Genomic DNA, 17,581 nt, shown 5'->3' on the forward strand with positions numbered 1-17,581 from the left:
TGTTAATAAAATTTACGCTTAACACCAAGAAATTTAGGGTGGTTTTACCAGTAATGTTAAAGCCTGATTTCGTAAGGAAAATTGATGTCTGTAGACCTGTCTAAACGTCGTATGTTTAGCACTAGCAAAGCGATTCGCAGTAAACAACATCACTCTCTACCTTGGCTACAGCAGACTATTGAGTCTGGCTGTACTCAATGTGGAGAATGCATCAAAGCTTGCCCAGAGCAGATTATTGTTAAGGGCAATGGCGGTTTTCCAGCGGTTGATTTCACTAAAGGTGAGTGCACGTTTTGTTATGAGTGTGCCGCATCTTGCCCCGAGTCTTTGTTTCACCCGAAGCAGCAACCTGCTTGGTCTAATTCTGTTGACGTTAATGCTTCAAAGTGTCTGGCACAAAATGGTGTTTATTGCCGTACGTGTAGCGATACCTGTGAGCAAAGAGCAATCAGTATTAAGCCACTATTAGCGGGAAAAGCAGAGGTACACATTAATTCTGAGCACTGTAATAGTTGCGGCGCTTGTATTTCAGTATGTCCAAGCCAAGCCATTGAAATAAAGGAAGTTGGATGAACGAAGAGTACCATATTAGTAGTGCGGTGGTGTTGTGCCAACCCGACCGTATTAAAGAAGTCATTGACCAAATTAGTGATCTGGAAGGACTAGAAGTACACGGTTTTAACCCCGAGGGAAAAATTGTGGTTTCTATCGAAAGTCAGACACGCAATAACATCGTCACCACCCTAGAAGACATCGGAAAATTGGAAGCAGTACTGAGCAGCAACCTAGTATTTCACCAATTTGAACCAGCTAATGAGGAAGTATCATGAAATGGACTCGCCGACAGTTTGTTAAAGCGAATGCGGTAAGTGCCGCAGCCACCGTTGCCGGTATTAGTTTGCCAGCAAGTGCCACCAACCTAATTACTTCGTCAGAAGAAACTAAAGTGAAATGGGATAAAGCTCCCTGTCGTTTTTGTGGTACTGGCTGTAGCGTATTAGTGGGTTCTCAAAACGGCAAAGTGGTTGCCACCCAGGGTGACCCAGAATCTCCAGTAAACAAAGGCCTTAACTGTATTAAGGGTTACTTCCTTTCTAAGATCATGTACGGCAAAGACCGCTTAACAACGCCTTTGTTACGTATGAAAGACGGCAAGTTCGATAAAAATGGCGAATTTGCGCCGGTATCTTGGGATCAAGCCTTTGACATCATGGCTGAGAAGTGGAAAAAAGCTTTAGCCGATAAAGGTCCAACATCTGTAGGTATGTTTGGCTCTGGTCAATGGACAGTATGGGAAGGCTATGCTGCAGCCAAGTTGCATAAAGCAGGCTTTTTAACGAACAACATCGATCCAAATGCTCGCCACTGTATGGCTTCTGCTGTTGGTGGCTTTATGCGTACCTTTGGTATTGATGAGCCGATGGGTTGTTATGATGATTTAGAAGCCGCAGATTCGTTTGTGTTGTGGGGCTCTAACATGGCTGAGATGCACCCAATTTTGTGGTCTCGCTTAACCGATCGCCGTTTATCTGCGCCGCACGTTAAAGTGCATGTGCTTTCTACTTTTGAGCACCGCAGTTTTGAGCTGGCTGACAACGGCATGGTATTTACACCACAAACCGATTTAGCCATTCTGAACTACATCGCACACTACATCATCGAAAATGACAAAGTTAACTGGGACTTTGTAAACAAACATACTCACTTTAAGCGTGGCGAAACCGATATTGGTTATGGCCTGCGCCCAGAGCATCCATTACAGAAAGCTGCTGCCAACCCCGATTCTGGCAAAATGACCGATATGAGTTTTGATGAATATCGCGAGTTTTTACAAGATTACAATGTTGAAGCTGTTGCTAAACTTTCTGGCGTTCCCGCTGAGAAACTAGAAGCACTAGCTAAAGATTACGCCGATCCAAATGTGAAAGTGACTTCATACTGGACCATGGGCTTTAACCAGCACACTCGTGGCGTATGGGCAAATAACTCGGTTTACAACATTCACTTGTTAACCGGTAAAATCTCAGAGCCAGGTAACAGTCCGTTCTCGTTAACTGGTCAGCCTTCTGCGTGTGGTACAGCTCGTGAAGTAGGTACCTTCTCTCACCGTTTACCCGCGGATATGGTAGTTGCTAACCCTAAACACCGTAAAATAGCCGAAGATATTTGGAAGCTACCGGAGGGTACTATTCCTCCTAAGCCTGGTTATCACGCTGTATTACAAAACCGTATGTTGAAGGACGGTAAGCTAAATGCTTACTGGGTAATGTGTAATAACAACATGCAGGCTGCGCCAAACATCAATGAAGAAGGCTTACCGGGTTACCGTAATCCAGAAAACTTTATTGTTGTATCAGACCCATACCCAACGGTTACTGCTCAAGCTGCCGACCTTATTTTGCCAACAGCAATGTGGGTAGAAAAAGAGGGAGCTTACGGTAACGCTGAGCGTCGTACTCAGTTCTGGCACCAGCAAGTATCTGCACCGGGTGAAGCTAAATCTGATTTGTGGCAATTGGTAGAGTTTTCTAAGCGCTTTAAAGTGGAAGAAGTGTGGCCAGCTGAATTACTGGCTAAGAAGCCAGAGTATAAAGGCAAAACCTTATACGACATTTTGTATCGCAATGGTGTAGTAGATCAGTTCCCGGTTGAACAGGTAGATGCAGAACTTAACGATGAAGCAAAAGACTTCGGCTTCTACGTTCAAAAAGGCTTGTTTGAAGAATACGCAGAGTTTGGTCGCGACCATGGTCACGATCTAGCGCCTTTCGATACCTACCATAAAGTTCGCGGTTTACGCTGGCCGGTAGTAAATGGAGAAGAAACTCGCTGGCGTTTCCGAGAAGGTTCAGATCCATACGTGAAAGCGGGTGAGGAAGTAAACTTCTACGGCAAACCAGATGGCAAAGCGTTAATTATTGCTACGCCATTCGAACCTGCAGCTGAATCTCCAGATGAAGAATACGATCTTTGGTTGAGCACTGGCCGAGTGCTAGAGCATTGGCATTCGGGCTCGATGACTCGTCGTGTACCAGAGCTATATCGCGCCTTCCCGGATGCGGTGTTGTTTATTCACCCTGAAGACGCCAAACAGCGCGGATTTAAACGTGGTGATGAAGTGATGATTCAATCTCGTCGCGGCGAAGTTAAATCACGAATTGAAACTCGCGGCCGTAACCGTCCACCTAAGGGCTTGGTATATATGCCTTGGTTTGACGCTAAGCAGCTCACCAATAAGCTAACCCTAGATGCAACAGATCCTCTTTCCAAAGAGACTGACTTTAAAAAGTGTGCGGTTAAGTTAGCCAAGGTTTAACGCTATTAAAAGTATTGAAAGCAAAGTGCTTTCAATACTTCGCTAAAAATATTTGCCAAGGTGGCGGAGAGAGTATTATGAAAATGCGAGTTGTAATATCTGGTCTACTAAGCAGCTTATTGCTTTGCGGAGTAGTAGTCGCAAATGACTACGTAAGTAATGGTGGTGTTGCCTCTTTACGTGGCGACACTGAACTAAACACTCAAAACTCAGCAGCTGGCTTAAAGTCAGTTGTGGAGCAAGAAAAACCTTATGATGCCGATTATGTGTTTCAACCACCGTTGATCCCACATCAAATTCGTCATTATGAGATGAGCTTAAATGCTAATAAGTGTTTATCTTGTCATAGCTGGAAAAACGCCCGAGAAAGTGGCGCGACTAAAATTAGTGTAACTCACTATGAAGCGCGCGATGGGCAAGTATTGGCGGATGTGTCACCTCGCCGTTACTTCTGTTTACAATGCCACGTGCCTCAAAATGAAGCGGCCCCGTTGATTGAAAACGAATACGAACGCGTAGAGTCTTTACGCTAAGCATTAGTTTAACCAGAGGCTAAATTATGAAGTTATTGAAGGCATTTTGGCGCAAACTCAGTACTCCCAGCAAAGCTGCTGTGGGTGTTGTACTAGCGCTTGGTTTTACTGGCGGTATTCTATTCTGGGGTGCGTTTAACACCGGTATGGAAGCAACCAATACAGAAGCATTCTGTTCTGGTTGTCATGCTCCAATCGTAGCAGAGATACAAGAAACTATTCACTACTCAAACCGCTCAGGTGTTCGGGCTATTTGTTCTGACTGTCACGTTCCACATAATTGGACAGACAAAATTGTGCGCAAGGTGCAGGCCAGTAAAGAGTTGGTTGCGTTTGCCATGGGAACCATTAGCACTCAAGAGAAATTTGAAGCACGACGTAAGCACCTCGCTGAACGTGAATGGCATCGTATGAGCCAAAACGATTCTCAGGAGTGTCGCAACTGTCACGAGTTTGAGTTTATGGATTTCTCAGAGCAACGTCCTCGCAGTGTTGCACAACACTCTGATGCGTTAGCGAGTGGAGAAAAAACCTGTGTTGATTGTCACAAAGGCATCGCTCACCGCCTACCAGATATGAGTGGCGTTGAAGGCTGGTAGTAAAATAAGGAAAACACATGAGTACTTTGGAATCAGTTTTTTGGCATGTCTTAGGTTACGCAGCTATGCCAACCATTTTTGTAATGGGATTCATTGGTGTAGCAGTGGTTTCTTTGGCGATTTTATCCAAGTGGGATAAAGACCAATAAGTTAGCACAATAAATCTTTTCATCTAAACGCTTAGTAGGCATTATTAGCCTACTAAGTCGTTCAAACCATTAAACTAATGCAATCAAATTCCCTCGCTAAACTAACCGGAGTTGTTCTCGCTGGCGGTAAATCTCAGAGAATGGGCACCGACAAAGCTGCACTTCAATGGCAGGGAAGTAGTTTACTTAAATCTAGGTTTACGCTGCTCGAAACAGCACTAAATACAGAATGTTATGTGAGTGGACATTATCCCGGCTTTCGCCACATTAAAGATTCAAATGAATCAATGGGCCCTTTGTCTGGTTTACATTCCTGCCTTCAAGCGCTTCCAGAACAGTTTTGTTTATTTGTCCCTGTCGACATGCCGTTGCTTAACGAGCCAGTACTGGACTTTATGATTAATCACCATCGAATTAAGCCTGGCAACTATTACTGTTCAAACAGCGTATTTCCTATAATCGTGGAAGCGAACGAAAATAACCTGCGCTGTTTAAGCGAAGTATTGTCATTGCCTGTAGCAAAACAGCGTTCGATAAAAGCCTTTTTGAACCTTATTCAAGCCACTGAACTCGACCTGCCTAAAGAGTTTGAGTCTGCTTTGGTCAATACCAATACTCCCGAGCAGTGGCAATCTATAAAAGATAAAGTTGGAGAACAACAATGAGCCATTTGGCCAATGATACACAAACCTTTTTAAATATTGCGGTGTTAACCGTATCGGACACTCGCAACGAAGATACTGATACCTCAGGTCGTTATCTAGCAGAGGCTTTAACTGAAGCTGGTCATACACTTGGCGATAAGCAAATTGTTATTGATGACGTTTATCAAATTCGAGCCATATTAAGCAAGTGGATTGCCGATCCATCAATAGATTGTGTTATCTCAACAGGTGGTACTGGTTTTACCGCAAGAGACAATACACCAGAAGCGGTAAACGTATTATTTGATAAAGACATCGAAGGATTCGGAGAGTTGTTCCGCCATATTTCCTACACTGAGATTGGTACTTCAACCGTTCAAAGTCGTGCCTTAGGCGGCTTTGCTAACAAAACCGTTATTTTTTGTGTGCCTGGTTCCACCAATGCTTGTAAAACTGCTTGGAAAAAAATCCTTTTAGAACAACTTAACAGCACTCATAGGCCTTGTAACTTTGTACCGCATATAGGCCAAAAATAATGAGCGACTTTACGCATATTAATGCTTCTGGCGAAGCGATTATGGTGGATGTGTCGGAGAAGACAGAGACTAGCCGAATAGCAAAAGCGCAAGCATTGGTGCAAGTAAACCAGAAAACCGTAGAAAGTTTGGTGAATGGTGAGCAGCATAAAGGTGATGTATTTGCCTGTGCCCGCATTGCGGGGATTCAAGCGGCTAAGAAAACTTCAGAGTTGATCCCATTATGCCATCCTTTAATGTTAAGTAAGGTGACTATCGAGCTTAACTTAGACGAAGCTTCAGGCCTTATTACGGTAGTTAGTACCGTCAAGCTAAAAGGCCAAACTGGTGTAGAAATGGAAGCACTTACCGCAGCAAGTGTTGCCGCTCTTACCATTTATGATATGTGTAAAGCGATTCAAAAAGACATTATCATCAATGATGTAAAACTACTCGAGAAGCATGGCGGAAAATCGGGCTCGTTCAGCGCCGAATGAACAGGATGTTTAGATGATTATTAAAGTACTTTTCTTCGCTCGTTTAAAAGAGCAATTAGGCGAAAATACTATGAGTGTAGAGCTGCCAGCAGGCAGTGATACTGATGTGCTAAAGCTGCAGTTGCTTGCCAAGGGTGAGCAATGGCAAGTACTAAATGATGAGTCGATTTTGATGGCTCTTAATCAACAACACCTTAGCCAAACTGCAATGTTGAGCGATGGCGACGAAGTTGCATTTTTCCCGCCAGTTACGGGTGGTTAGATGATTAGAGTACAACAAGAAGACTTTGATGTTGGAGAGGAATACCAACAGCTGCGTAATCGTGCAAGCGCCGGCGCAATCGTTTTTTTTGTGGGTTTAGTGAGAGACATAAATTTAAACCAACAGGTTAAAGGTTTATCGCTTGAGCACTACCCTGGAATGACCGAAACGCAGCTGAATGACATTCTTGAAGAAGCAAAAAGTCGTTGGCCTATACAAGATGCGAGCATTGTGCATAGAGTGGGTGACCTTGATGTTAGCGATCAGATAGTTTTTGTTGGGGTAAATAGCGCCCACAGGGAAGCCTCCTTCGAAGCCTGCCATTTCATTATGGATTACCTTAAAACTCAAGCTACCTTTTGGAAAAAAGAGCGTACTTTGGAAGGTGAGGTATGGCTTGACGCGCGCGAGTCTGACCTTAAAGCGAAGAATAAATGGTAGTTCGCTTAGCTTGTGCTCTTGCCGTGTTCTTTAACTCTTTAGCTTTTGCTAAGCCTGTTACCATCGCGGTTGCCGCTAATTTTAAGCACACATTGGAACTATTAGCAGCAGACTTTCAACGCCAGACACCGCAATTTAATTACCGTATTTCCAGCGCTTCTACCGGGATCTTATATAACCAGATAACCCATGGAGCGCCATTTGATTTGTTTTTCTCCGCAGATGATGTGAGACCGAAGCAGTTGTTGGCAGCAGAATTTGCTAAACAAGAAATGGCCTATGCTGTAGGGCAGTTGGTATTTTGGGCGCCGAGTTATGTTGACGCGAATGGCCAAAAAGTTACACATCGTGCGCTATGGGACAATTGGCAACAAATGTATGCCTATGCTAACCCAAAACTTGCTCCCTATGGTTTCGCAGCTCAGCAGCTGGCTGAACATAAAGATAGTGATGCTAAAGTAGTGGTGGCAAACAATGTATCGCAAGTCTTTCAGTTTGTAAGTACCGGCAATATAGCTGCTGGTTTTGTGGCTCGCTCCATTCAAACTGATTTTGAGGGCTCTTATTGGTTGGTGCCGCAAGGTCTGCACGATGGTGTAGTGCAACACGTTGCCTTGTTGAGTGACCAAGCCCAAGCTATTGAATTCTATAAGTACTTGTTAAGTATTAATGCGCAAACTATTATCACTGAAAATGGATATTTGTTACCTAAAACATGACTGATGCTGAATACCAAGCAATATTACTTTCTATAAAATTGGCAACGTTGAGTTGCCTAATTTTATTGGTGCTAGGTACGCCATTAGCGTGGTGGTTAGCTCGTAGCCAATCAAAACTCAAACATATTGTAGAAGCTGTTGTCGCATTACCTATTGTGCTTCCTCCCACTGTTTTAGGCTTTTATCTACTGATTGGTTTTGCTCCTAATAGCTTTTTAGGCAAGTGGTGGCTAGCCATTACTGGCAGCCAACTGGCGTTTAGCTTTTCGGGCTTGGTATTTGCCTCTTGTTTGTATTCCTTGCCGTTTGTCGTTCAGCCTATACAAAGTGCTTTTAAACAAATTGAGCCAGGCATTTTGGATGCTGCAAAAGTGCTAAGAATGCCTAGATGGAAACAACTACTCTCAGTTGAACTGCCTTTAGCGAAAAGTGGTTTTATAGTGGCAATGGTGCTTGGTTTTGCACACACCTTAGGAGAGTTTGGTGTAGTGTTAATGATCGGCGGTAATATTCCTGGTGAAACCCAAGTGATCGCAATAGCGCTGTTCGACCATGTTGAAAGCCTAAACTTTGCCGCAGCACACCGTTTAGCGTTGGTGTTGTTGGGTTTCTCTTTTGTAGCTTTATTGCTTACTTATGGTTTTTCAGGCGCTAAAAGGCGAGTAGGGAGTGTGGGTGTTAAGTTTTAATCTACATTACCAAAGAGATGATTTTACATTAGATGTAAGGCCGCTCACCTTACCTTTGTTAACTGGTGTATTCGGGCCTTCTGGGATAGGTAAATCCAGCTTGCTTCGACTACTAGCCGGACTAGAAACGCCCTTATCCGGAAATATTCAATACCAACAGCAAGTTTGGTTTGATGATAAAAAGCACTTAGCTTCTTTTAACCGGCCTTTAGCCTTTGTTACCCAAGGCAGCCATCTTTTTCCCCACCTAAGCGTGGCGCAAAACATTAAATTATCTCAACGTTTAGATGATCAAGCTTTAGCCGAGCTAATAGAAAGCTTCGGTATTAAAGCACTGCTTACTAAAAACGCTCAACAGCTTTCGGGAGGGCAAGCTCAAAGAGTCGCTTTAGTCAGAGCTTTGGCCACTCAGCCAAAAGTACTTTTACTTGATGAGGCTTTTTCAGCATTAGATAGACAAACGGCTATTCACTTATTAAAAGTGCTAAAAAAGTGGTTGAATGAGCATGCGATTTGTACTTTGATGATTTCGCATAACCCAGAAGACTTAGTATTTTTTAGCGACAAAGTACTACTGATAGAAGACAGCCAACAGCTTGAATTAGGTAACAGCTTAGAGCTAATCAATCAATATAATGGTAAATCGAAACAAGCAATGGTGCTGAATGTTGAGCGAAGTGACCGTAAGGCCGATAAGGGTTGGCGCTGGTTTAAATTTGGTGAGCAGTATTTGTTGGCAGAAAGCCCAGAATCCCTAGATGAGGGCGTACATCTAGTGAGTATTTCACCTAGTAACATAGTTTTGTCTAAACACTTTGTAGAGCACTGTAGTGCACAAAATCAGTGGCAAGCTGAAGTATTATTGATAAATGCTGTTGCAGGAACATGTTATGTTGATGTGCGTTTAGAAGGAGTGGTTATAAAGGTGCCTATCTCTCCGCAAGCACAACAAGCTTTGGCATTAAAATCCGGCGAAACCGTATTTTTAATGCACAAAGCTGTGAAACTACATAACCAATTCTAACTATAGAATGGGTTCTGCAAACATTTCAATGGTGACCATTTCACCTGCGCTTACCCGACCTCTGTCTTGTTCAAGCACTACAAAGCAGTTTGCCTGAGTTAGGCTCGTAAATATCGCACTACCTTGCGCGCCCGTTGAGCTTACTTGAAGTTGACCACTTTGGTTTATGCTAGCCAGGCCGCGTTGGTAATCTGTTCTACCTGGCGATTTCTTGAAGTCTTGTAGAGATATGGCTTGCACCTGTAATGGCTCGTCATAAGCCCATCCACAGGCTTTGCTAATAACCAGCATTGCCAGTTTATAGAATGTGACATAAGCAGAAACGGGGTTGCCGGGCAAACCAATAAAGTAGGAGCTAGGTAGCTGACCAAACGCAAAAGGCTTTCCTGGCTTAATGGCTAACTTCCAAAAGTTGATATCGCCAATTTCGTCTAAGACAAGTTTAGTGTAATCCGCTTCACCCACCGATACTCCGCCACTGCATATCACTATGTCGGCCATTTTATCTGCCTTAACGAAAGCGTCGCTAACCAGTTGCTTGTCGTCTGCTATAACGCCTAAGTCAATAATCTCTACCGGTAACTTAGCTAGAAGGGCACGTATTGCAAAACGGTTGCTGTCGTAGATTTGCCCATGCTTTAAAGGTTTGCCTGGTTGAATTAATTCATCGCCGCTGGAAAATAGCGCCACCTTCAATAAACTTTGCACTGCTATTGTGTTAATACCAAGTGTGGCAAGTAAACCAATGTGGCTAGAGTTAAGTCGGGTATTGGCAGGGATGACAACTTGACCTTGTTTAACATCTTCACCTTTTAATCGAACGTTCTTGCCTTTATTAATTGGCTGCTTAAAAGTAATCTCTTGTTCTTCGCCTTCGCTTGCCTCAGTATTTTCCTGCATTTCTACTGCATCACAACCTGGAGGTAAGGGAGCGCCAGTCATAATTCTCACGCAGTGACCAGGTTCTAAAGCTATTTGCTGGGTATCACCAGCGAATACTTTATGGCTTAGCGGAAGGGTGTTGTTGTTTGGCATTTGCTCTGCACAAATGGCATAGCCGTCCATCGCGCTGTTATCAAAAGGAGGGATATTAATAGGTGATACAATATCTTCGGCCAATACTCTATTAAGAGCATCTTCTAAACTCACTGTCTGTATTTGGGTTTTAAGCTCGGTGCTATCGCGTAATATAGATTTAGCCTGTTCGATAGGCATTAAGCCAGGTTGGCTACAGCAGTCCATGGTTCTTCCTATAGTGTACGGAATTTTATATTGCCTCAGATTATCGCATTTATGGGTTTGTTTATCAGTGATTACCTGCAATTTGTCGGCTAGCGATAATTCCTTAATAAAGACTGAGTTTTGTATGGTTTTGTCAGCAAGGAGAGGTCAATCTAGTGAATAACTTCGTTTGTTTGGTGCGTTAGTATTTTTTATGCTGTAAGCAATACCTTGCGCGGTGAAAGTAAGGCGCTTGTTTCTGTGAACAATGCTTTTAACTTAAAGTTATTGTGTGTAACATGTTATTCACAACTGGTTATCGGTCACAGTTTTAGTACTTATCAAGGGAGTTGATATGTCAAGCGAAGCGACACCTAATTTGGTGGTTCGTTCTATATCTAGTATTGAGCTTTATCAGTTCTGTGAATTACTAATGGAAGCGGCAAGTTGGTTCGAATCAAGAGGCGAACCGCTTTGGAAATTTCATCAAATTACCCCACATTCCTTACTTGCAAATCATCGCTTAGATGAAATGTATATGGGATACATTGCGGGTAAACCCGTGGCAGCTATGATTCTAAATAATCGCAGTGGAGCCATAGAAGTAGAACCTGAAGTAAAACGCGAAAGTTTGTTCATGCATAAACTTACAGTTAACAGAGATTTTGCTGGCAAAGGTTTAGCCAAGTTAATGGTAGATTGGGCAAGGTGTTACGCCCTTAATCAAGGCTTTACTTTGCTTAGCCTAATTTGTAACTGTAGAGATGAGCGTTTACGTTGGACACTTAGCCAGTTTGGCTTCAACGAAGTTGAGCAGCTTAATGCCCAGTATCAATTACAACGTTATTTCTGTTTAGATCTTGATCGTTGCAGCGTGCCCTTAGAAAACGTGCCCGTAGAGAATATTGGTTTCGAATTTACCGGTCTTAATGAAGTTAAACCCTTGATGGGATGAACCATCATGTTTCGTTTAAAAGCTTTAGCAAAAGGTAAGGTGCAGGGTGTCGGTTATCGATACCATACTCAAGTTAAAGCGCTAAGTTTAGATCTTGTAGGTTATGCGAAGAACTTGAGTTCCGGTGATGTAGAAGTTGTTGCAGAAGGTGAAGAAGCACAACTACTTGAACTGCTGTCGTTTCTTCATCATTCATCACCCTATGCAGTAGTGAAGAATGTTGAAACGCTCGAATTGTTAGCCATAGAGCAACACAGTTTCTCAGGTTTTAACGCTTACTAACAATGAAAAAAGGCGCCTATTGGCGCCTTTCTGTTTTACATTACTCGCATTCCTGGCTGTGCCCCATCTCCTGGGCTCAAAATCCAAAGATCTTTTCCACCGGGTCCGGCGGCAAGCACCATACCTTGAGATTCACCGAAGCGCATCTTACGTGGCGCTAGGTTTGCCACCATAACGGTAAGTTTGCCTTCTAAGTCTTCAGGCGCATAAGCTGACTTAATACCCGCAAATACTTGGCGAGTTTCAGTACCAATATCTAACTCGAGTCGAAGTAGCTTTTCAGCTTTTTCAACATGTTCTGCTTTTACAATCTTAGCAATACGTAAGTCGATTTTAGCGAACTCATCAAAACTGATAGTGTCGGCAATCGGCTCTATGTCACTTTGTGTTTTTTCTGCTGATTTTTTATCTTCTTTTTTAGCGGCTGGAGCGGCCACTAAGTTGTCTTTTGATGCATCTACCATTGCTTCAACATGCTTCATGTCAATGCGCTGCATTAGGGCTTTAAAGTTTTGGATTTCATGACTCACTAAGGTGTTACTAATATCAGTCCACTTAAGTTCAACATTTAAGAATTGTTCAACTTTTTCAGCGAGCTTTGGTAATACCGGCTTTAAGTAAGTAATCAATACGCGGAATAAATGAATACCCATTGAACACACTTGGTGAGCACGCTCTAAAGTATCTTCATTTTTAGCCAACTGCCAAGGCGCTTCTTCAGCAATGTATTGGTTAGCTTTGTCAGCTAAGGCCATAATCTCGCGCATGGCTTTGCCAAACTCACGACCTTCGTACAGAGCAGCAATGCTAGCTTCTGCAGCGACAAACTCGTCTAGCAAGACTTGGTTGCTTACTACAGGAGACAATGTTGCGTTAAAGCGTTTACTAATAAACCCAGCTGTACGGCTAGCAATGTTAATCACTTTACCAACTAGGTCTGAGTTAACCCGTTGTGTAAAATCTTCCAAGTTTAAATCTAGATCATCAATTCTGTTATTTAGCTTAGCAGCGTAATAGTAACGTAAGTACTCGGGGTCTAAGTGATCAAGATAAGTTCGGGCCTTAATAAATGTGCCGCGAGACTTAGACATTTTGGCGCCGTTTACCGTTACATAGCCGTGAGCATAAACGCTAGTAGGTTTGCGGAAACCCGCACCTTCTAACATAGCTGGCCAAAACAAACTGTGGAAGTAAATAATGTCTTTACCGATGAAGTGATAAACCTCAGCGTCTGAGTCCTTGTTCCAGTAGTCGTCAAAGTTTAAGTCGTCGCGTTTGTCACAAAGATTCTTAAAGCTGCCCATGTAACCAATTGGGGCATCCAGCCAAACATAAAAATATTTGTCTTCAGTACCAGGGATCTTAAATCCGAAGTAAGGGGCGTCACGGCTAATGTCCCACTGTTGTAAACCTTGTTCAAACCACTCATTTAGCTTGTTAGACATTTCTTCTTGCAGCGAGCCAGAAATCGTCCAGTCTTTCAGCATTTTTTGAAAGGCAGGTAAATCGAAGAAGTAGTGCTCTGAGTCTTTAAGTACTGGCTCGGCACCTGAGATAACCGATTTAGGCGATAGTAAATCTGTAGGGCTGTAAGTAGCGCCACAGTTGTCACAGTTATCACCGTTTTGATCTTCACTATGACATTTAGGGCAAGTACCTTTTACAAACCGGTCTGGCAAAAACATGTTTTTCTCAGGGTCGAACAGCTGAGAGATGGTGCGTGTTTTTATGTGACCAGCTTGATGAAGCTTATTGTATATCTCTTCAGATAAAGCTTGGTTTTCTGGGCTATGCGTTGAGTGGTAGTTATCAAACTCAATGTGGAATTCATTAAAGTCAGCACTGTGTTCAACGTGAACCTGGTTAATCATTTCTTCAGGTGTAATTCCCATTTGCTGAGCTTTTAGCATAATAGGTGTACCGTGCGCATCATCGGCACATACGTAAGTACAAGTATTGCCGCGTAGTTTTTGGAAACGAACCCAAATGTCTGTTTGTATGTATTCGAGTAAGTGGCCTAAGTGAATAGGGCCATTGGCATAAGGTAAGGCGCTGGTAACCAGAATTTTACGTTGTTCGTTTGTCATGTGATCTACTGTAAGCTCAGTCAATTAACGGGTAATTCAAGGTTGCCAATATTACCTTATGCAGCAGGTGATGCCTAGTATCCTAGTACCTACCGGGATAACTTATAGTTATTTAAGTTGAAATATTTATCTGCACACCATTCGCGTAATGACTAATAGTTATATTGCACCTATAATTGCGGCAAAAGAACTAGGTTATTTCTATGCAAAATCAAGATCATAATATCGTAGTAATTGGGATCTCCGGAGCCTCTGCTTCAGGTAAAAGTTTATTCTCTCAAACCATCGTTAACGATATTCGCACCGAGCTGGGTGATAGCTGTATCGTAGTTATTAATGAAGATAGCTATTACAAAGACCAAAGCCACATTACCCCAGAGCAACGCAAACAAACTAACTATGACCATCCCAAGGCTATGGATCATGATTTGTTAGTTGAGCACCTAAAGCAGCTAAAGGGTGGAGAGCCCATCGAGCAGCCTCAATACAGTTACAAAGTAAATAACCGTATGGCTGAAACGAGGACAGTAAAACCAACTAAGATTATTGTACTAGAAGGTATTTTGCTGTTTACCGACCCCGCTATTCGCGAGCAGTTAGACATCAGTATTTTTGTGGATACCCCCTTAGACATTTGTTTAGCGCGACGAATTCAGCGAGATGTAAAAGAGCGTGGCAGAACTTTAGATTCGGTATTGTCTCAATATCACAATACGGTTCGCCCTATGTTCCTTCAGTTTGTTGAGCCTTCTAAGCAATATGCCGATGTGATTATTCCACGCGGTGGGAAAAACCGCATTGCTATCGATATCATTAACGCCAAAATCCGTGATTTATTGGCCTCAAACTAAGTTTTTGATGAAAATCTAACGAACTAGATAAACAGATAATAAAATAAATACGAAATTACCTTTAAAGTTTAAGCACATACTTATTCAACAGCTTTGTAAATAGGGAAGATTATGAAAAAGTTGCTCTATGTTGTAGCGGCCCTGGTTGTACTACTGGTTATTGGTGTTGTTGTCGCAGTATCAATGGTAAACACTGATGATATTAAAAAGCTTCTGGTTGATAAAACCAAAGAAACAACCGGTAGAGAATTAATTATTGAAGGGGATTTGGGCTGGCGCTTTTTTCCTAGTATTGGTTTTGAGTTAGGTAGCTTAAGGTTGCGCGATAACCCTGAGTTTGGTGATGGCGATACTATTAGCATTAGTGGCGCGGAAATGTCAGTGGCCTTAATGCCTCTGTTTAGCAAAAGTATCGAAGTAGGGGATATCTCTGTTCGGGGTTTAACCTTACGCCATCAAACCAAAGCTGATGGAAGTACTAGCCTTGATGATTTAACTCAAACTAATGAAGACCAATCTGCGCCAAGTGAGCCAGCAAGTACCGAAGAGTCTTCTGGTTCTTCACCCGCTGGATGGAGTGTTAGTTTGGCTGGCATAGAAATCGTAGATGCCAATGTTGAACTGATTGATTTAGCCTTAAACAAAACCCAAAAATTAGGCCCAGTTAACTTTAGCTTAGATGGACTAGAGCTTGGTAAAGATAACGGTTTTAGTCTCTCGCTAAAGTTTGATGATGGCGAAATCTTAGTTGAACAACAAGCTACTGGTTTGATATTTATTGCTGAAGACTTTAGCAAGATTGCCTTAACCGATGTTAGCAATGGCTTGAACTTGCAAGGCAGCGCAATACCTAATGGCGCAATGAATGTTCAAGCTGAGCTAGCTTTGTCTTACACAATGCAAAGTAAAACCGCTGAGCTTTCTAAACTAGCGATAGACATTGATGGTAAAACGCAAATCGTAGGTAGTAGTAGCGTTATTCTTAGCGACATCCCAAGCATTAAATTTGACTTTAATATTCCGTTACTAGACACAGCTAACTTCATTGGTGAATCAACCGCAAGCGCTGGGTCTAATGATGAGGGTAATACATCAACAGCTCCATCTGGCGAAGAACAAGAGCCTGATTTAACGGTATTAAAAACCTTAAACCTAGATGGCATGCTAAGCATCGACAAGCTACAGCACCAAAAACTTCACATCGAAGATATTAAGCAACAAGTTCAAATTAAAGATGGCATTTTGCGCTTAAAAGAACTTAGTGCAAATCTTTATGGTGGACGTCTAGAAAGCAATGCCGTGATTAATGGGCAGAAGCAGGTAGCTAGTTATTCTGCCAGCGCTAAGCTGGTTGGTGTTCAAGCTAGGCCACTGTTAAGTGATGCTGCAGATTTCGATTTTGTTGCTGGAGGCTTGAACGTAGATCTCAAGCTAAAAGGCAATGGATTAACACCCACCGCTATTAAGAAGAAAATATCAGGCCCTATAAATGCCACATTTACTGATGGAGCTATCTACGGTGTTAATATTCCGCAAATGATTCGCTCAGCCAAAGCCACCATTAAAGGTGGTGACAAGTCTCAAGCGCAGCAGGAACAAAAAACTGACTTCAGTGAATTGGTGATTAATTCAAGCTTGGGTAACTCTTTAGCTAAGGTGAATAAAATGCAAATGTCTTCACCATTGCTGCGCATTGATGGTAAAGGGCAAACCCATTTAATAAAAGAAAGCTTAGATTTTGAGTTCATCACAAAAGTGGTAGCTAGTTTAGAGGGGCAAGGCTCTAAAAACGATTTGGCTGGCTTAGATATCCCAATTAGCGTGAAGGGCAGTTGGACTGAACCTAAAGTTAATTTAGATATGAAAAAACTGTTTGAAGGCCAAGCTAAAGAAGCGGTTAACAAAGAGCTTAACAAAGTCTTAGGTGATAACGAAGACAGCAAAAAGCTACTCGATAGCCTAGGCGGCTTTTTTAACTAGTTGGTAAAAGGCACTTTAAGTGCCTTTTTTATAAGGGATATATGTGAAAAAACTTATCGGTGTTAAATCGGTGTTGGTGATATGCATGGGGAATATCTGTCGCTCCACCACAGCAGAAGCCGTGCTACGAACCAAGCTAAAACAACATAAGCTTAAAGTGAAAGTCGACTCGGCAGGAACTACGGATTATCACAAGGGTGACAAGCCAGATCCCCGTGCAATTAGAATTGCTGAAGAGAAAGGCTATAGCTTTAAGGGCATTCGCTCACGAAAAGTGGTGGAAAAAGACTTTGCAAAGTTCGACTTAATCTTAGCTTCCGATAAGAAAAACTTAAGTTACTTACAAAAACACTGTCCTGAGCAACATCTTCACAAGTTGGCGCTAATTCTGCCATTTGGTGGACTAGAGTTAGAGGAAGTGCCAGATCCTTATTACGGCAGCGTGCAAGGTTTTAAACAGGTATTAGCAATGATAGAACAAGCCAGTGATGGCATTGTTGAGCGAATAAAGACCTAATTAAGTTAGATAAAAAAGTGACCCGTCCTAAGATAGGTTGACGATTTTTAGGCCAGCTCCAGTAGCTGGCCTTTTCTATTGTGCACCTGATTGGGCGTTTTCATATTTAAACTCAGATGCGGCCTCATAGCGTTGTATATCGCTATCGATTCTTTTACAAGTATCTTCATTTCTTTAAGCGTTTTACATCGGTACAGTAAAAACTCCTGCTTCAGTATTCCGTTTATCCTTTCCGCCAACGCATTTTGGTAGCAATCATAACCGTCTGTCATCGAGGGTCGAATTTGGTTTATCAACAGY

Annotated in this window: 22 protein-coding genes; 19 read left to right on the forward strand and 3 right to left on the reverse strand. The window is 42.5% G+C overall.

The features are described from left to right. Nucleotides 1-84 precede the first annotated feature (84 nt). The 14 genes from napF (at nucleotide 85) to G6R11_RS13965 (ending at nucleotide 9,388) form a co-directional block, all read left to right on the forward strand. Entirely contained in the window at nucleotides 85-573 is a 489-nt protein-coding gene (gene napF / locus G6R11_RS13900) for a ferredoxin-type protein NapF (protein ID WP_163133665.1), read from the forward strand. Next, nucleotides 570-830 carry a chaperone NapD gene (locus tag G6R11_RS13905; protein ID WP_163133666.1) on the forward strand — a complete coding sequence of 87 codons (261 nt, stop codon included), beginning with the start codon at nucleotides 570-572 and terminating at the stop codon, nucleotides 828-830. The genes napF and G6R11_RS13905 overlap by 4 nt, the downstream gene beginning before the upstream one ends. Then, nucleotides 827-3,316 (forward strand): periplasmic nitrate reductase subunit alpha, encoded by a 2,490-nt coding sequence (napA, locus tag G6R11_RS13910; RefSeq protein ID WP_163133667.1) that lies wholly within the window; start codon nucleotides 827-829, stop codon nucleotides 3,314-3,316. Before G6R11_RS13905 ends, napA begins: the two co-directional genes overlap by 4 nt. A gap of 83 nt (nucleotides 3,317-3,399) precedes the next feature. After that, nucleotides 3,400-3,849, forward strand: coding sequence for a nitrate reductase cytochrome c-type subunit (locus tag G6R11_RS13915; protein WP_163133668.1), 450 nt, complete (start codon nucleotides 3,400-3,402; stop codon nucleotides 3,847-3,849). A gap of 26 nt (nucleotides 3,850-3,875) precedes the next feature. After that, nucleotides 3,876-4,448: a NapC/NirT family cytochrome c gene (locus G6R11_RS13920; RefSeq protein ID WP_163133669.1), complete on the forward strand. Its 573-nt coding sequence runs from the start codon at nucleotides 3,876-3,878 to the stop codon at nucleotides 4,446-4,448. A 17-nt stretch (nucleotides 4,449-4,465) separates the two neighbouring features. Then, nucleotides 4,466-4,597: a TIGR02808 family protein gene (locus G6R11_RS13925; protein WP_163133670.1), complete on the forward strand. Its 132-nt coding sequence runs from the start codon at nucleotides 4,466-4,468 to the stop codon at nucleotides 4,595-4,597. 77 nt (nucleotides 4,598-4,674) lie between these two features. After that, the gene (locus G6R11_RS13930; RefSeq protein ID WP_163133671.1) at nucleotides 4,675-5,262 is read left to right on the forward strand and encodes a molybdenum cofactor guanylyltransferase; all 588 of its coding nucleotides are present in this window, start codon (nucleotides 4,675-4,677) and stop codon (nucleotides 5,260-5,262) included. Beyond that, nucleotides 5,259-5,777, forward strand: coding sequence for a molybdenum cofactor biosynthesis protein B (moaB, locus tag G6R11_RS13935; protein ID WP_163133672.1), 519 nt, complete (start codon nucleotides 5,259-5,261; stop codon nucleotides 5,775-5,777). The genes G6R11_RS13930 and moaB overlap by 4 nt, the downstream gene beginning before the upstream one ends. After that, on the forward strand, nucleotides 5,774-6,253 hold the full coding sequence (moaC, locus tag G6R11_RS13940) for a cyclic pyranopterin monophosphate synthase MoaC (protein WP_205472826.1): 480 nt from the start codon (nucleotides 5,774-5,776) through the stop codon (nucleotides 6,251-6,253). The genes moaB and moaC overlap by 4 nt, the downstream gene beginning before the upstream one ends. Nucleotides 6,254-6,266: 13 nt before the next feature. Further along, on the forward strand, nucleotides 6,267-6,515 hold the full coding sequence (gene moaD / locus G6R11_RS13945) for a molybdopterin converting factor subunit 1 (protein ID WP_240352474.1): 249 nt from the start codon (nucleotides 6,267-6,269) through the stop codon (nucleotides 6,513-6,515). Then, nucleotides 6,516-6,956: a molybdopterin synthase catalytic subunit MoaE gene (moaE, locus tag G6R11_RS13950; RefSeq protein WP_163133674.1), complete on the forward strand. Its 441-nt coding sequence runs from the start codon at nucleotides 6,516-6,518 to the stop codon at nucleotides 6,954-6,956. Beyond that, entirely contained in the window at nucleotides 6,950-7,675 is a 726-nt protein-coding gene (gene modA, locus G6R11_RS13955; RefSeq protein WP_163133675.1) for a molybdate ABC transporter substrate-binding protein, read from the forward strand. The genes moaE and modA overlap by 7 nt, the downstream gene beginning before the upstream one ends. Further along, on the forward strand, nucleotides 7,672-8,364 hold the full coding sequence (gene modB, locus G6R11_RS13960) for a molybdate ABC transporter permease subunit (protein WP_163133676.1): 693 nt from the start codon (nucleotides 7,672-7,674) through the stop codon (nucleotides 8,362-8,364). Before modA ends, modB begins: the two co-directional genes overlap by 4 nt. After that, nucleotides 8,351-9,388 carry an ATP-binding cassette domain-containing protein gene (locus G6R11_RS13965; RefSeq protein ID WP_163133677.1) on the forward strand — a complete coding sequence of 346 codons (1,038 nt, stop codon included), beginning with the start codon at nucleotides 8,351-8,353 and terminating at the stop codon, nucleotides 9,386-9,388. Before modB ends, G6R11_RS13965 begins: the two co-directional genes overlap by 14 nt. Here the strand turns inward: G6R11_RS13965 and moeA are convergent, their stop codons facing one another. After that, entirely contained in the window at nucleotides 9,389-10,630 is a 1,242-nt protein-coding gene (gene moeA, locus G6R11_RS13970) for a molybdopterin molybdotransferase MoeA (protein ID WP_163133678.1), read from the reverse strand. A 334-nt stretch (nucleotides 10,631-10,964) separates the two neighbouring features. Between moeA and G6R11_RS13975 the strand changes: the two genes are divergently transcribed. Then, nucleotides 10,965-11,564, forward strand: a complete 600-nt coding sequence (locus G6R11_RS13975; RefSeq protein WP_163133679.1) for a GNAT family N-acetyltransferase — start codon at nucleotides 10,965-10,967, stop codon at nucleotides 11,562-11,564. A 6-nt stretch (nucleotides 11,565-11,570) separates the two neighbouring features. Then, on the forward strand, nucleotides 11,571-11,846 hold the full coding sequence (locus G6R11_RS13980; protein WP_163133680.1) for an acylphosphatase: 276 nt from the start codon (nucleotides 11,571-11,573) through the stop codon (nucleotides 11,844-11,846). Nucleotides 11,847-11,881: 35 nt separating this feature from the next. On the opposite strand, the gene metG is transcribed toward G6R11_RS13980, so the two are convergent. After that, complete coding sequence (gene metG, locus G6R11_RS13985) at nucleotides 11,882-13,933, reverse strand: methionine--tRNA ligase (RefSeq protein ID WP_163133681.1); 2,052 nt, start codon at nucleotides 13,931-13,933, stop codon at nucleotides 11,882-11,884. Nucleotides 13,934-14,136: 203 nt separating this feature from the next. On the opposite strand from metG, the gene udk reads away from it, so the two are divergent. The 3 genes from udk (at nucleotide 14,137) to G6R11_RS14000 (ending at nucleotide 17,281) form a co-directional block, all read left to right on the forward strand. Then, complete coding sequence (gene udk / locus G6R11_RS13990; RefSeq protein ID WP_163133682.1) at nucleotides 14,137-14,784, forward strand: uridine kinase; 648 nt, start codon at nucleotides 14,137-14,139, stop codon at nucleotides 14,782-14,784. Between the two features lie 111 nt (nucleotides 14,785-14,895). After that, nucleotides 14,896-16,764 carry an AsmA family protein gene (locus tag G6R11_RS13995; protein WP_163133683.1) on the forward strand — a complete coding sequence of 623 codons (1,869 nt, stop codon included), beginning with the start codon at nucleotides 14,896-14,898 and terminating at the stop codon, nucleotides 16,762-16,764. Nucleotides 16,765-16,807: 43 nt separating this feature from the next. Beyond that, nucleotides 16,808-17,281, forward strand: coding sequence for a low molecular weight protein-tyrosine-phosphatase (locus G6R11_RS14000; protein WP_163133684.1), 474 nt, complete (start codon nucleotides 16,808-16,810; stop codon nucleotides 17,279-17,281). Nucleotides 17,282-17,328: 47 nt separating this feature from the next. Here G6R11_RS14000 and G6R11_RS14005 read toward each other — a convergent pair. Continuing rightward, a partial coding sequence (locus tag G6R11_RS14005; RefSeq protein WP_163133685.1) for an integrase core domain-containing protein occupies nucleotides 17,329-17,581 on the reverse strand: 253 nt, incomplete at its 5' end.

This window comes from Agarivorans sp. Alg241-V36, assembly GCF_900537085.1.
Lineage (GTDB): Bacteria > Pseudomonadota > Gammaproteobacteria > Enterobacterales > Celerinatantimonadaceae > Agarivorans.